Genomic DNA, 14,596 nt, shown 5'->3' with positions numbered 1-14,596 from the left:
CTCATGGGCCTCGTGGGCCTCGATCGCTGTCTGGAGGCGGTGTTTCTGCTTGTCGGACAGGTTCTCGGCCGAGCAGCGCAGGATCGTCTGGATCCCGAACAGGGGCTCGCCCTTGCGGCCCCGGTGACCGAGGGTGGCCTGCTGGACCCGGCGGCGGACCTCGTCAACGGCTTGGGTGGCGAGCTTGACGACGTGGAAGGCGTCCAACACGGCGGTGGCGTCGTCGAGGTGGTCGTCGATCGCGTTCTTGTAACCACGGAAGGGATCCAGCGCAGCGACCTCGATGTGGTCGAGCCAGTCTGTGCCGCGGGCGTGGAGCCAGTCGGCATACACCGTCCCGGAACGTCCCGGCACCAGGTCGAGCAGCCGAGTCCGGGCAGTGCCGTCTTCGCTGGGGGTGAAGTCGACCATGCCGGTGAGCATCTTCGGCCCACGTGTCTTCGGGTTGCAGTGGTGCCACACGTGCTCATCAACCCCCAAGCGCTTCACGCCCTCGAAACGCGTCGGGTCAGCGTCAGCGGCTTGCAGAACTGGCTTGATGGCGCGCCACAACGTCTTCCATGAGATGCCGAGCTGGCGGGCCAGCCCACTGACTGAGGCGTGCTCGCGGCGCAGTTGCTCGATCGCCCACCTGGTGGCCCGCGTGGTCAACAGATGTCCGGCGGGGGCGACTACCGGGTCGGTTTCGGTGAAGGTGTGCTGGTCACACAAGTGCTCTCGGCACACATAGCGGTGCTTGACCCAGCGCAGTCGCACCGGCCGGCCCAGCGCCGGCGCGTCGATCAGCGTCACGGTTCGTCGGTCATGAACCCTGGCGAGGACCCCGCAGGACGGGCAACCCAGCTCAGCACGGCTGCTGGCCACGGTGACCACCACGCGGTCGTCGTGGTCCACCGCGATCACGTGGAGCCCGGGCAGGTCGAGCCAGGCATCGCAACAGGGGCAGGGCTGGGTAGTCTGGGGCAACGTCGAGGTCCTTGGCGATCAGAAGAGGTAAGAGTCCTCTGATCATGCCCGGGACCTCGACCCCTACCCGGACCAGGTCACCCGACTACAACACCCGATCCACCCTCAAGTCCCAAGGGCCGGTTTGAGCGAGCGCCACATGGTCTTCCAGTCGACCCCGAGCTGGCGTGCGAGCCCGAGCACCGAGGCGTGTTCGCGGCGCAGCTGGCTCACGGCCCACCGGGTGGCGCGGCGGGTCAGCACCGCCCGTGGGGCGGCGATGCGGGGGTCTTGCTCGGTGAAACAGCCCCTGTCGCACAGGTCTTCGTGGCAGAGCCACGTGCGGGTGCGCCACACGATCAGCATCGCTGTCTGCCCGAAGGGGGCATCGTGCAGGACTCGGGTGCGGCGGCCATGGGAGGAGGCGAGTGCGCCGCAGTCAGGGCAGTATCCCTCACCCGGGGCGGACTCGACCTCAACGGTGATCGTGTCGGGGCCGCGCTCGACGGCGATTACGTGCAGACCGGGCAGGTCGATCAGGACATCACAACGAGGGCAAGAGTCGGTAGGCTCACACACAGTCGGGGTCTTCTTGGAACAGCGAGTTTGGTCGCTGCTGATCCTGCCGAAGACCCCGGCCCCTCACCTCACCGGACCCCGACTACCCGCCCCACCTCAGGTCCGAAGAGCCGCATTGTGGGGCCCGTGCCTGGCCACTGTATTCACGGTGCTGCCGCTCGTGCGCTGGCTCGGTACAATCACCGCAACTCAGCTGTGAATAGTGGCCCCAGGCTCTTTGAAGCATACGTGGTGATATGAAGACCATCGCGGTACCACCAATGGCCGTCGCGATACGCTTGGCATGATTCCTGTGGGCAAAGAGTGGGAATCACTCGGATGTAGTGGATGCTACTGTCCTTGACCACCTTGCGTTCAGCATCAAAAATATGAGCCATCCTCCTCTCGATTCCGGTGACAGAGTCTCCGGTTGAGCACTCTCCTGGAGAGCTGAGAAGTGTCCAATTCTGGCAATCGACAGGATGCCACCATTCCCGGTTGATACCGGTGAAGTGAGGACTGGTTTCGACCAACACCGGATTGTGCTTCTTCTCGCGAAGCTGTGCGATGGTGTCCCTTAGTGCCGCACTCCAAACTATGGACTTTGCGTGCTCGGTCGCTGCTGCGGCTCCAGCTTCATCCCGTAGAGCGATCTTTGGATTAGTGACCTGTTCGCTCGCTCCTGCGAATACTACATCTCCACTCTGCTGATCTCCTAGCCATTCCAGAGCCGTTTCGACGTACTCTCTGCATAGTGCGTCTTGGGTGGTATTCCCAACGTACACCAATCGCAGACTAATCATCGGACAGCCGCCACTAGTGATGATTGTGAGTGGGCGACCAAGTTCTTCCGACGCCACGATAAGTGCCTCGGTATATTGCTGTGCATTTGAATCTCCCATCAGATAGATGGGGCGGCCGATGCGCTCGCTTCCCCAAGTGCAATCGCTCAGATCTCGCTGTCCGACCGGTACATTACTCAGGCAATCCTTATATCCAATCGGACGCTGGACTAGCTCGTTAGCTTGGCGATCAAGACTTGGTATGCCCCATCTAAAGGCGGAACCAATGCCCAACAAGGTGCAAGCTGTGAGCGCCAAGATGAAGCCAATGAATGCCGGTTTGAGTGCCGTGAGAACTCGCTCATGGGCAGGCTTCCTGAAGCGATTCTCGATGAAGGAATAGCTGATCTGGGCGCATAGAATGGACAAAGCTACGGCTGTCAGGTTGGTGAGTATTCCATCGCCAGCCAACCTTCGAGCAAAGACCAAAATCGGCCAGTGCCAGAGATACAGCGAATAGCTTATGTCGCCGAGGTAGACCAAGGGTCGGGTTGATAACGCTTCGGATGCGAGATTCTTGAAGTTCCCCGCGATGATCAGCAGAGCCGTGCTAAGGGTCGGGATAAGCGCAACATATCCCGGGAAAGGCTCCGTGGGTTGAATTGAATACGCCCCAAATAAGAGTCCAGTTACGCCGAAGAACCCGAGAATTTGGGGAGCCCACGCTGCGTCGAGCTTCCGCATCGTTCCGAAGGCGGCGACAAAGAATCCGATGCCAAACTCCCAGAACCTGGTGGGCATCATGTAGAAGGCGAAGAGATCTGTCCGCGGTATGCCAGGAAAGATGACTCCGTGTGACATGGCTACACAGAGAGCAAAGGTAATAGCAGTCAATACACCAACTGTGACAAGAACTGTAGCGCGACGTCGAATCTTCCAGGAGATTACCAGGATAAGGGGGAACAGCAGATAGAATTGCTCCTCCACGCCAAGCGACCACGTGTGCAGGAACGGATTGGTCTGGACATTCTCTGAAAAGTAGTCCCCCGCGATGTAGTACAGAACAATGTTGCTGCTCCAGGCCGTCGCGGCAGCTCCAGTGAGAGCGGCCTTTTGCTGAACCCCTAAGGGGGAGGCTAGAAGGGAAGTGAGAAGTGCGGTAGCGACGGTTACTAGGGATACTGCGGGAAGAAGACGGAGGACCCTGCGTATATAGAACTTCTTCAGATCCAGTCGATTAGTGAGCCGGAGTTCCTTTAGCAGGGAACGACCGATTACGAAACCTGAGATCACAAAGAAGACATCGACTCCGACGAATCCCCCCGGGAGGCCCAAGTGCGCGTGATCTGCCACAACTGCTCCGACCGCGAACGCCCGTAGTCCTTGAACATCCAACCGCTTCGACGGACTGGCTATCGGCTGCGGTTTCAACTCGCTTTGCTGGCTCACGCGAGGGCCACCCAGCCGTCTTTGCCTGCCTTCGTCGATACCCAGTAGACACTTCCCCTGCTTGCGTTTGTTGAGGTATATCGCACCCCAGGCCCTCCTGCTGGTACGGTTCCGACAGGTGATCCGGAATATGACAAGTCCCCATTAACAGAGTCGATCTCCCCGTAATAGGGCAAGAAGAGTCCCTTAATGATGTTATTCGAAGAATCCCAAAAGAGTCGCCCGATCTTATGTCCGGCGTAGGCTCGAAATGTGACCGCATGACTTTCGGCCTCGATCTCATTTCCAGAGATGTGGAGAGATTTCATTCCTTGCGCAATGATCCCGTAGAGGCCGTGTACTCTCTGAAAGATTGAGTTGTTCTGGATCGTAATCCGCGCATTTGTCATGCCGTAAATTAGATAGATTCCATGGCCAGCGTTGGTCGTGATCCGATTGTTTCGGATCGAAACATCATCGCAATAGTCCAGTCGTATGCCGCCGTGGGTTGCGGCTTGAGTGGAAGTCGTGTTGACTATGTTGGTATCAATGGTTATGTCACTAGAGTAGGTTGCTTGGATTCCGGTCCCCGTGTCGTTCAAGATGTTCCCACTTACAACGATTTGGGTCGCCTTGGATGTGGGGGACCCGAATATGCTAATTCCATTCTGCACTCGATCTGGCTGGCCGCCAGGGGAGGTGATTATGTTATTCGAGATCACTGCTCTGGGGTGTGCGGTATCCCCAGCGTGATACGCCGGGGCATAGCCAATGGCCCCCTCTGATGCGACGTTAACGGTCGATGTTACGCCAGACGTTATGTAGTTATCAGTGCAGATGAAGTCCTCCAAGCATTTTGCATACATAGCCGAAAGGCTGGAGGCTTCGAAGTAGTTTCCTATCCAGCGGGCTCCCTCGGTGTAAGGGTAGACGTGCAGGGCAGCAATCACGTTTCCCGCGCAGTTCTGTCCATAGCCATAGAAGTAGTTTCCTATTGCCTCAAATGTTGCGCGAAATCCATTAGCGGGGGCGCCGACAGCGACAAATACCCCGCCGGGGTTGCTGCCCGCATGGGCGACATCATCCGTGAAGATGCACCTGTTGAAATTGAATTTGAGTGTGGCGAATGAGTTGGCTTGGCCGCTGATCACATGGACAATTGCAGTAGAATTGCCTGGAGTTGTGTCGTGCTGAGCCTGATCGGTGATTAAGCAGTTGTGCATGTCGCACTCGCCGCCGAAATTCTGAATGTATACAGCTGCCTTCACTGTATTCTTGAAGTGAACGCCATCCAAGATCAACTGTCTCCCAGAAGACAAGCTAGCAGCAATTACGATTGGCCGCCCACTTTGGTTGGCCTTGTTGCCGTCGATCGTGCCGCCCCGAATCCTGAAGAAGCGCCCTGTTTGTGAAAACATGAAGTTGCCGGGCGAGTTGGTCACGTGCTTGAGCTCGGCGCCGATTCCTAGAAGCATGTCCGCGGTATCGGTGATCGCGATGCGATCCAAGAGATAGACCCCACTGGGGAAGAAAATCAGGTCCCCCTTAGCTGCCTCAATGGCGGCTTTGACGGCTGCGGAGTCATTCGATACACCATCGCCTTTGGCCCCGTAGTCCCGGACGTTGATCCCAGACGGCGTGCTGGTGACTGCGTGGGCTTTCTCCTGTGGGAGAGCCAAGATCCCCGCTGCGCCCAACAGGCTGGCTCCGAGGATGCTTCGGCGGTTTGGAAGCTCCATCTCATGCTCCTGCATTCGGTTGTCACGGGACGGTCCCGCTCCCGTGATGCTCATGATGACATCGTTCGACTGGCCTTGCCCTGAAGAACCTGGCTCAGGAGATCCGCGCTCTCGGCCTCCCATGAGAGCTGTTCATCTCCCACCGCGCGGCAGTGGCGTGCAATCTCGCGGAGATCCTCGGTGGTCGCGACTGTCAGTAGTGCTTCCGCCAGCGAATCTGTATCTGAGGGAGTGGTCCATCCGACTTTCAGGGCATCAATGAACTGCTGATTGAGTGACCCGTTCGTGCACAGGGCCGGGCGGCCGGCGGCGACGCACTCCAATAGCTTGTTGGAGAGCCCATCATTACCGCTTATAGTGGTGTCATACAGCACAAGGCCGACGTCTGCATCCAGGTATCGATCGCAGACATCTCCCGCGGAAACCCAGCCACGCCATTCGATATAGGGTGACGCGCCACATTCTTCGGCTCGCTTCTTGAGCGCTTGCATGTAGCTGTCCGATCCCGTTCCGCTGATGTGGAGCTGTATGGAGGCCTTTGGCCCCACCTTGCCCACGGCGTCGATCAAGCTCTCGAAGGCCCGGCCCTCAAAGATAGTGCCGATGCAGGCAAAAGTGGTTTCGGTGCGAGGGTGTTTGGGGTCGCGGTATGGACTACGCCAAGACCGCAGGGGCGCGTTGCGGACGAGATTGACGTTCTTGAACCCGATCTGTTTCAACACGGCGACGTCAGGTGGCGTCACGACGCTGGCCGCATCGCTCGCACGGGCACCCTGCGCAAGTACCGACCGCTCCACCTTCGCAAACAGGGAGCTGAGGGAGCCTGGGGTTGCAATGGCTCCCGGACGCTCTTGGATGTCGAGAACCAGGCGGGAGCGATGGCGAACTTTGTGGATGAGCCCCAGCGGGCTCAGGGGAGCACCTACGACATGGACGACGTCGGCGTCGTGCCGAAGGGTGTAGATCGCCATTCTTGTGAGTGCTGGAAGATAGGAAAAGAACAGGTTTCGAATCTGCGAAGCCTTTCCCGTGCCGCCTTGTGGGGATTGCATCGGCACCTGGAAGACACTAGTGGCGCCATCGAGGCTGGAACCGGGGTCACCCCAGCGTCCGCTCCGCCCGGGCTTCGACATGCCCAAGTACTGGACTTCCGTTCCGGCTGCTTCGTAGGCGCGGCAGAACTTGCGCGCCCTTGTGGACTTCGCGAAGACGTCGAAGGCAATGACGAGAACACGCGGCGTACCTTGAGTCGTCATCGCAGGCCCGACCAACTCTTGTGGCGACGCGCCGTGGACATGATGAACCGGGTTGCGCGGTCTGACGTGTTGTCAATGGCGTAGTCGGCCGGCAGGGTGCGGCTCTCAGCAGACGCCAGGGGATTGGGCTTGTTCATCACATCTGCCACGGCAGCTTCGACGTCGTCTGGGTTGAGGCCCGTCATCATGATGCCGGAAGTGTCCAGAGCCTCGGGGCGCTCGATTGAGTCCCGCAGGGTGATGGCGGGGAAGCCCAGAATGGTGGACTCCTCGGCGATCGTGCCGGAGTCGCTCAACACGCAGGCACTGTGCAGCTGCAGGTGGTTGTAGTCGTGGAAGCCCAGCGGATCGTGGAAGATGATGCCCTCCGGGGCGGTCCAGTCCTCCAGAGCTTCCAGCCGCTTGCTCGTACGCGGATGGGTGGAGACAAAGACGGGCAGCTGGTACACGTCATGGACGCGGGTGAGGCATTCCACCAGTTGACGCAGCCGCTCGGGGGAGTCAACGTTTTCCTCGCGGTGGGCGCTCACCAGAAAATAGCCGCGATCCTTGAGCTCAAGGCGCTGCAGGACGTCACTGGCGTCAATCTGGGATCGATAATGGTTGAGCACCTCCCGCATCGGAGACCCGGTCAGCAGAATGCGACGGGGGTGCAGGCCCTCGCCAAGCAAGTTGCGACGCGCATGCTCGGTGTAGACCAGGTTGAAATCCGCGACGTGATCCACCAGGCGCCGGTTGGTCTCCTCGGGCACGTTCTCGTCGAAGCAGCGGTTGCCGGCTTCCATGTGGTAGACGGGGATCCGCTTGCGCTTGGCCATCACGGCGGCAATGCAGGAGTTGGTGTCGCCCAGCACCAGCAGTGCGTCGGGCTTCTCCTGATCCAGCACTTCCTCGGTCTTGATCAGGGTCTCTCCCAGCACGCGCCCCAGGGATGAGGTGTCGACGCCGAGCATGTGATCCGGCTGCCGGATGCCCAAGTCATCAAAGAAGACCTGGTTGAGGGTGTAGTCGTAGTTCTGGCCGGTGTGCACCAGCACGTGGTCAACCGTCTCGTCCAGACGTGCCAAGACCCGGGAGAGCCGGATCAGCTCGGGGCGGGTACCCACCACGGTCATCACTTTGAGCTTGCTCATCACAGGTCCTTCTCGTAACGATTCATGGCGCGCCCCTCGGGCGTGCTGAATTCCTTGGTCAACGTCCAGCCGTTTCGCAGGTAGAAGCCGTTGGTGGCGTCATTGTCGTTGGCGTCGGTGGTCAGGAAGGCGTGCTTGGCTCCTCGTAGCCGAGCCGCAGCCTCCCAGGCGTCCAGCAGGATTCGGCCAACGCCAGCCCCCTGGGTTGCCGGGTCGACGCAGATGGAGGAAAGCAATGCGCCCTCCACTCGCTCGCCCGCCTCGCCGCGGTACAGCACTCCGCGTGCCAGCCGTGGAGCGCGCTTGGGGTCCTGGATGGCGGCCTGTGCGCTGGCCAGCAGGAATCCAGGCAAGCGACGCTTCAGCAGCCGGCTGAAGAATCCGGAGGGTTGCGTCGTCCCCACGACAGCGCCCAGTACTCTGCCGTCGTCCCCGTGGGCAACGACGGTGACGCTGGTCGGGTCAGTGAGGAAGCCCTTGTAGAACTGCGTCAGGAAGTTCGGGCCCAGCTGGCTGAGGAAGAAGTCAGGGAAGGCCCGTCGGTGCAGCGCGACGATCTGCTCGATGTCTGCGGCATGCAGCGCAGCGGTCGCTGTCACGATGCCGACTCCTCATGAGGGCGGACCTTCTGCCAGAAGGTGTCCGGGTTCTCGGGGTCAAACAGCGTGTGCGTCCAGAACTGGGTGAGCAGTTCCGTGTCGCCGGTATTGGTGATGTTGTGGATCCACAGGGTGGGCATGTCGATGGCCACCGGCTTGTCGCCGTCCACCTCGAAGTCGATCACGTCGTCGCCAAAGACCTTGCGCAGGCTGATCCGGGCCTTGCCACCCAGCACGACAAATCGCTCGATCTTGCCCAGGTGGTAGTGCTCGCCGCGGGTGATGCCGGGCTTGGTGGTGCTGACAAAGGTCTGGCCCTGCCCACCGTGGCTACGCACCGTCTCCACCAGCCGACCACGATCGTCACTGTGCGGCGTGAGGGCAATGGGGTAGGCCTGCGGGAAGAGCGCCCCGCGCAGCGTGTTGAACAGGTTCACGTCAAAGTCGGTCAGCAGCGCCGGGATGTCACCGGTGCGGTAGGTCTCCCGATAGCTCTTCAGCTTGTCCAGCACCTCCACGACGGTGGTGCGGTGGGCCTCGGGCAGCACCTGGCCAGCCGGAGCGGTCAGGCCGTCGATCAGTACCTGGGCGGCGTCCTGGACGTGCAGCAGGCCGATCTCGTTGTCGTTCACCTCGGCCGGGGGAGTGTCCTGGGCCACGGCGTGTGCGAAGGTGGCGACGAAGGAGTTGTAGCCCGGGCGCCCGTACTCGCCGAAGAGATTTGGCAGCAGCACGTCCACCAGCTCGCGGCCGTCCTCGGCCAGGGCCTGGGCGGCCGAGGCCTTGCCACGTCCGTAGGGGTTGTCCTTCTGGGCCTGGATGCTGTTGGCGTAGACAATGCGCCGCACGCCGGCCTCGCGAGCGGCAGCGGCGACGTCCTGGGCCAGGGCCAGGTTGCCCGCTTCCACCTCATCATCGCTGGCGCGGTTGATGCCGGCGATGTGGATGATGGCCTCACAGCCCTGGGCCAGGGATGGCAGCTCGGCCCAGTTCTCCCGGGTGACCGCAACCACCTCATGGTCGGTCAGCGCATCCAGCCGGACGCGGGTGTGCCAGCCGAGGAAGCCCCCGGCGCCAGTCAGCAGGATCTTCACAGTCCGGTCTCCATCAGCTTCTGGATCTCGGGCAGCTTGAGCAGCAACTGCTTGGTGCCCTCGACGTCCAGCCGTTCGGTATTTGCCGAGTCAAAGGCCTCCAGCTTGCGCACCGGAGTGTCCATGCCCTCCTCGACGTACTTCTCGTACTGCAGGGATCGCGCATCCAACGGCACGCGGAAGTAGTCGCCCTCATCGGTGGAGCGCAGCATCTCTTCGAAGCTCAGCAGGGTCTCGTGCTGCTTCTCGCCGTGCCGGACGCCGATCACGTCGATCTGCGGATCGTCATTGCCGAAGAGCGAGGCCACGGCGCGAGCCAGCACCTCCACGGTGGAGGCGGGGGCCTTGCGGACAAACAGGTCACCGGCCTCGGCATTCTCAAAGGCGTGCAGCACCAGGTCAACCGACTCGTCCAGGCTCATCAGGAAGCGGGTCATCTCTGGATCAGTGATGGTCAGCGGCTTGCCGGCGCGCAGCTGCTCGATGAACAACGGAATCACCGATCCGCGGGAGTACATCACGTTGCCGTACCGGGTGACGGAGACCGTGAGATCAGCTTCGGGATTGTTGCGGGCGAAGGCCTGCGCGGTCTTCTCCATCAGGGCCTTGCTCATGCCCATCGCGTTGACCGGGTAGACCGCCTTGTCCGTGGACAGGCAGACCAGCGACTTCACTCCCACCCGGGTGGCAGCCTCGATCACATTGTGGGAGCCCACCACATTGGTCTTGACGGCCTGCTGCGGGAAGAACTCGCACGACGGCACCTGCTTCAGGGCGGCGGCGTGGAAGACGTAGTCGGCGCCGCGCAACGCGTCCGTGACGCTGTCGGCGTCGCGGACATCACCGATGTAGAACTTGAGCCGCTCATCGCTGAAGACCTTGCGCATCTGATCCTGCTTGGCCTCATCCCGGCTGAGGATGTTCACCCGCTCCACACCGTTGGCCAACAGGTGCCGGGCCATGGTGGAGCCGAAGGAGCCGGTGCCACCGGTGATGGCTACGGTGCTCTGGCTGAGTTGCAGGGTGCTCACGTGTTCTTCCTTCCGGAGGCTGCCCTGGCGAGCAAGCTCTCCAACCGATCGACACCCGCGCGGACCGCGAATGTCTCTTCGTAGTATTGACGGGCCTGATGGCCCAGTTGATCGAGCTGGGCCCGATCGGTTGCGCAGATCTCCCCAATTGCTGCGGCAAGTGCCGGCGCGTCGCCGCTTGGCACGCACCAACCAGCCCGGCTTTCGCGCGCGACCTGCGCGACGTCGCCGCGCCCCGCCACCAAGAGGGGGCAACCCGCGCCCAGGGTGGCCTGGGTCTTGCTGGGCATGGTGATCTGGGCAAGCGGGTGCTCGTTGAGCCCAATGTAGGCGGCGTCGGCTGTGGCCAGCAGGTTTGACATGCGTTCCGGCGCGACGCGCCCCAGGAAGCGCACGTTGCGCAGCCCCAACTCGGAGACGCGCGCCTTCAGCGACTCCTCGGCGGTGCCCGAACCGGCAATCAGGCAGACGAAGCGCTCGTCCTCTACCTGGGCACAGGCTTCGATCAGGGTCTGCAGGCCCTGCGCCTCACCAATCGATCCGGCATAGACCAGCACCACCTGCTCGGGGCTGAGCGCCAACTCGTCGTGCATCTGGGCAGCGCCGGGATGGAACAGGTCTTCATTGGCCCACATGGGGGTGTAGGCCAGCTTGTGCTCCGGTACCCCGCGCTCCAGCAGTGCCTCGTGCACCCCTGGGGAAATGTAGCTGACGAAGCTCGCTGCCCGGTACATGGCGTCGGCGGCAACACCACTGCCCTTCATGGCCCACCGCCCCACGGCGGAAGACTCGTCAACACCGGAGGCGGCCAGCGTGTCGGGCCAGAGGTCCGCCACGTGGCACACACTGGGTACCCGCAGCGCCTTGGTGGCCAAGAGCATTGCCGGCGCCAGCGTGACCGGGGAGTAGTTCACCCACAGCGCGTCCAGCCCGCGCAGTGCCGGTAGGCCCACCGTGGCGGCGGTGGCGCCAAAGCTGCCGTAGGTGAGCATCCGGGAAGCGGGAGATCCCTTGTGGGAGGGGTAGAGCGCCACCCGGGTGACGTCAATGTCGTCGAGTACCTCATGCTGGCGTGGCCGCACCCGGTAGCCCTCGGCGATGGCGCCCGTCGGGTAGTTGGGGAATCCGGTCAACACCCGGACGTCATGACCGCGCTCCACCAGCCCCCGGGCAAGCGTTCCGGGGAGGGCCGCTGGGCCGGGTTCGGGGTCGTACCACTGCGTGAGCAGACCAAACTTCATCTGGCCTCCTCTCGGGGGGTGAAGGGCCGTCTCGACTATGTATGTCGTGTTTGCCAGAAAGTCGGCGATCGCTAGTCTAGCCACAAGACTACGGTTCTTCGGGACAGATCAGAATGGGGTGTTTGGCGATGGGTGTAGACGATCGGATTCCGTTCGCCGTTCCGGACATTGGCGAGGAGGAGATCGATGCCGTCGTCCAGACGCTCCGTTCGGGTTGGCTGACCACCGGGCCCAACTCAGCCGCATTTGAGCAGGAGTTCGTGACAGATCTGGGGGATGAGAGTCTCCACGCGATCGCCGTGAACTCGGCCACGGCAGGCCTTCACCTGGCACTTGAATCCTTGGGCGTGCAACCCGGCGACGAGGTGCTGGTGCCTGACTGGACCTTCACGTCGACGGCCGAGGTCGTGCGATACTGCGGAGCCACCCCGGTGATCGTCGACATCCTGCCCGACAGCCTGAACATCGATCTCGAGGCAGCCCAGCGGGCTGTGACGGAACGCACCAAGGTGATCATGCCGGTGCACTTCGCCGGACTGGCCGTTGATCTGGCGGAGCTTGCCGACTTTGCCAAGCGCAACAATCTGCGCGTCGTCGAGGATGCCGCCCACGCCCATCCCACCAGCAACAAGGGCGTGCGCGTTGGCCTGGGGGAGAGCGACTGCGTCGTCTACAGCTTCTATGCCACCAAGACCATGACCACCGGCGAGGGTGGCATGGTGGTCACCAAGGACGAGGCCCTGGCCAAGCGGATGCGCACCATGCGGCTGCATGGCATCAGCCGCGACGTCTTTGACCGCTACACCAGCGACAAGCCTTCGTGGCAGTACGAGGTGGTCGCCCCGGGTTTCAAGTACAACCTGACTGACACCGCCGCTGCGATGGGGCGGGTGCAGCTGCGTCGCTCCGGCCAGATGCGGGATGCCCGCGCTGCCATCAGCGCCCGCTACCGCGAAGCCTTTGCGGATCTTCCGGTCACTCTCCCGCTGGATGCCGAGGAAGGTTCCAGCCACTCATGGCACCTGTTCGTGCTGCGGTTGCGGGACGACGCACCCCTCTCCCGGAACCGTTTCATCGAGGAGATGTCGGCGCGGGGCGTGCTGTGCAGCGTGCACTTCATCCCGCTGCACCTGCACCCCTACTGGCGAGACTCTGGTCAACTCACCGAGGACGCCTTCCCCGTGGCCTCCGATGCCTTCACCCGCGCGGTCAGCCTGCCGATCTTTTCTGGCATGACCGACGCACAGGTGGATCGGGTCATTGCCGCCGTTCGAGAGTTGTTGGGCTGATGGACGCCAAGCGAGCCGTCGACGTGTTTGGGGCCACGGCATTACTGCTGGTGGCCTCGCCCGTGATGGTCGTGGCCGCCGTTGCCGTGGCCGCCGAATCGCGTGGAGGAGTCTTTTTCCGCCAAGAGCGGGTGGGTCTGCACGGCGAGCCCTTCCGGATCCGAAAGTTCCGCACAATGCGTCCCTCCCAGGGCGGGGCGTTGGTGACGGTGGCCGGGGACAACCGGGTGACCAGGGTGGGGAAGGTGCTGCGGGCCAGCAAGCTGGACGAACTGCCCCAGCTGATTGACGTGGTAGAAGGCAAGATGAGTTTGGTGGGGCCCCGTCCCGAGGTGGCGAAGTATGTCGCCCAGTGGCCGGAGGATCTGCGTGACGTGATCCTGTCGGTTCGTCCTGGGATCACCGATCCCATGAGTGTGGAGTTCCGCAATGAGTCGGAACTACTGGCAGAGCAGGAGGACCCAGAACGCTTCTACGTGGAGCAGCTGTTACCCCGCAAGGCGCAGGGTTATGCCAACTACGTAGCGACCCACTCGATGGTGGGAGATCTGAAAATCCTCCTTGGAACTGTCCGAGCTGTGATTTGTTAACATGCAACATCGGACGGCTGTCTAACCCCTGGGTGCCGTTAGGGTGGTGGTATGACCTTCCCTGCGCGCATCCTCACCGTCTGCACCGGCAATGTGTGCCGGTCCCCGTATCTTGAACGACGACTGCAGTCGGAACTGGATCGTGCGTGGGGAGTGGGCGCCGTTGAGGTCAGGAGTGCCGGAACAGGTGCCGTGGTGGATTCCGGGATGGAACCCCAAGCGCTGGCTCTGCTGGAGGCCACCGGCGGGCAGGCGGATGACTTCGTCGCCCGGCAGCTCACTCCGGTCATCTTGGCTGATCAGCAGCTGGTGATCGTTGCCTCTCGGGACCACCGAAAGGACGTCACTCGGATGTGGCCCAAGGGGCTCTCCCGGACGCACACCTTGGTGGACCTTGCCGGGCTGGCCGCCAAGGTTACCGACGAAGAACTCCCGCCCCGCACGTCCGCTCACGAGTGGCTGGCTGCCGTCGTGCCCCTGCTGGCCTCCAAGCGCGGCCTGGAGCTGCCCCTGCCGGCGGAGCAGGCGGCCATCGTGGATCCGATCGGGCAGGGCCCTGAGGTCTTTGCGCAGATGCAGCAGCAGATCGAGGATTCGTTGCCCCAGCTCCTGCGCGTGCTCGGCTGCTGAAAGTCCCGCATTCACGACGAGAGGGCCGCCCCGGAAGTCTCCGGGGCGGCCCTGTCTGGTCTTGCCGTGGGCTCAGGCTTCGCCGTCGCCGATCACGAAGCGCTTGACGCCCTCCCACAGTGCCGGGTCGGTGCAGTTGCGGCCGTCGACCAGCACCTGCACGCCGGGGAAGTCGTCCTTGCCGAGCTTGCTGAACTCGGGGTGGTTGGCCTGCACCACGACGGCATCCACCTGGTCACCGTCGGTGTACGGGCTCAGGTTCAGCGTGGCCAGCTCGTCGG

At 62.2% G+C, this 14,596-nt stretch carries 13 protein-coding genes and 1 pseudogene; 3 read left to right on the top strand and 11 right to left on the bottom strand.

The window, feature by feature from the left end:
- The 10 genes from AAEX57_RS15890 to AAEX57_RS15845 all read right to left on the bottom strand — a co-directional run.
- Nucleotides 1-966, bottom strand: a 966-nt coding sequence (locus AAEX57_RS15890; RefSeq protein WP_342093258.1) for an ISL3 family transposase, incomplete at its 3' end; no start/stop codon positions are given.
- A gap of 105 nt (nucleotides 967-1,071) precedes the next feature.
- Nucleotides 1,072-1,524: a helix-turn-helix domain-containing protein gene (locus tag AAEX57_RS15885; RefSeq protein WP_342093259.1), complete on the bottom strand. Its 453-nt coding sequence runs from the start codon at nucleotides 1,522-1,524 to the stop codon at nucleotides 1,072-1,074.
- Between the two features lie 179 nt (nucleotides 1,525-1,703).
- A complete protein-coding gene (locus tag AAEX57_RS15880) occupies nucleotides 1,704-3,734 on the bottom strand; it encodes an acyltransferase family protein (RefSeq protein WP_342093260.1) in 2,031 nt (676 codons plus the stop codon).
- Nucleotides 3,731-5,506: a glycosyl hydrolase family 28-related protein gene (locus AAEX57_RS15875; RefSeq protein ID WP_342093261.1), complete on the bottom strand. Its 1,776-nt coding sequence runs from the start codon at nucleotides 5,504-5,506 to the stop codon at nucleotides 3,731-3,733. Before AAEX57_RS15875 ends, AAEX57_RS15880 begins: the two co-directional genes overlap by 4 nt.
- On the bottom strand, nucleotides 5,503-6,708 hold the full coding sequence (locus AAEX57_RS15870) for a glycosyltransferase (protein ID WP_342093262.1): 1,206 nt from the start codon (nucleotides 6,706-6,708) through the stop codon (nucleotides 5,503-5,505). Before AAEX57_RS15870 ends, AAEX57_RS15875 begins: the two co-directional genes overlap by 4 nt.
- The gene (gene wecB, locus AAEX57_RS15865) at nucleotides 6,705-7,841 is read right to left on the bottom strand and encodes a non-hydrolyzing UDP-N-acetylglucosamine 2-epimerase (RefSeq protein ID WP_342093263.1); all 1,137 of its coding nucleotides are present in this window, start codon (nucleotides 7,839-7,841) and stop codon (nucleotides 6,705-6,707) included. The genes AAEX57_RS15870 and wecB overlap by 4 nt, the downstream gene beginning before the upstream one ends.
- A complete protein-coding gene (locus AAEX57_RS15860) occupies nucleotides 7,841-8,440 on the bottom strand; it encodes a GNAT family N-acetyltransferase (RefSeq protein ID WP_342093264.1) in 600 nt (199 codons plus the stop codon). The genes wecB and AAEX57_RS15860 overlap by 1 nt, the downstream gene beginning before the upstream one ends.
- On the bottom strand, nucleotides 8,437-9,534 hold the full coding sequence (locus AAEX57_RS15855) for a polysaccharide biosynthesis C-terminal domain-containing protein (protein ID WP_342093265.1): 1,098 nt from the start codon (nucleotides 9,532-9,534) through the stop codon (nucleotides 8,437-8,439). The genes AAEX57_RS15860 and AAEX57_RS15855 overlap by 4 nt, the downstream gene beginning before the upstream one ends.
- The gene (locus AAEX57_RS15850; RefSeq protein ID WP_342093266.1) at nucleotides 9,531-10,565 is read right to left on the bottom strand and encodes a polysaccharide biosynthesis protein; all 1,035 of its coding nucleotides are present in this window, start codon (nucleotides 10,563-10,565) and stop codon (nucleotides 9,531-9,533) included. Before AAEX57_RS15850 ends, AAEX57_RS15855 begins: the two co-directional genes overlap by 4 nt.
- Complete coding sequence (locus AAEX57_RS15845; protein ID WP_342093267.1) at nucleotides 10,562-11,806, bottom strand: glycosyltransferase family 4 protein; 1,245 nt, start codon at nucleotides 11,804-11,806, stop codon at nucleotides 10,562-10,564. Before AAEX57_RS15845 ends, AAEX57_RS15850 begins: the two co-directional genes overlap by 4 nt.
- A gap of 128 nt (nucleotides 11,807-11,934) precedes the next feature.
- Here AAEX57_RS15845 and AAEX57_RS15840 point away from each other — a divergent pair, with 128 nt between their 5' ends.
- From AAEX57_RS15840 to AAEX57_RS15830, 3 genes are read left to right on the top strand one after another with little or no spacing between them, the layout of a single operon-like run.
- Nucleotides 11,935-13,095: a DegT/DnrJ/EryC1/StrS family aminotransferase gene (locus AAEX57_RS15840; protein ID WP_342093268.1), complete on the top strand. Its 1,161-nt coding sequence runs from the start codon at nucleotides 11,935-11,937 to the stop codon at nucleotides 13,093-13,095.
- On the top strand, nucleotides 13,095-13,685 hold the full coding sequence (locus AAEX57_RS15835; RefSeq protein WP_342093269.1) for a sugar transferase: 591 nt from the start codon (nucleotides 13,095-13,097) through the stop codon (nucleotides 13,683-13,685). Before AAEX57_RS15840 ends, AAEX57_RS15835 begins: the two co-directional genes overlap by 1 nt.
- A gap of 51 nt (nucleotides 13,686-13,736) precedes the next feature.
- Nucleotides 13,737-14,315 carry an arsenate reductase/protein-tyrosine-phosphatase family protein gene (locus AAEX57_RS15830; RefSeq protein ID WP_342093270.1) on the top strand — a complete coding sequence of 193 codons (579 nt, stop codon included), beginning with the start codon at nucleotides 13,737-13,739 and terminating at the stop codon, nucleotides 14,313-14,315.
- 72 nt (nucleotides 14,316-14,387) lie between these two features.
- Here AAEX57_RS15830 and AAEX57_RS15825 read toward each other — a convergent pair.
- Nucleotides 14,388-14,596 (bottom strand): annotated as a pseudogene (locus AAEX57_RS15825) (nucleotide sugar dehydrogenase); the annotation flags it as partial.

The organism is Luteococcus sp. H91 (assembly GCF_038433135.1).
Lineage (GTDB): Bacteria > Actinomycetota > Actinomycetes > Propionibacteriales > Propionibacteriaceae > Luteococcus.
The sequence above is the reverse complement of the archived record's forward strand: the minus strand, read 5'-3'. Positions and strand labels throughout refer to the sequence as shown.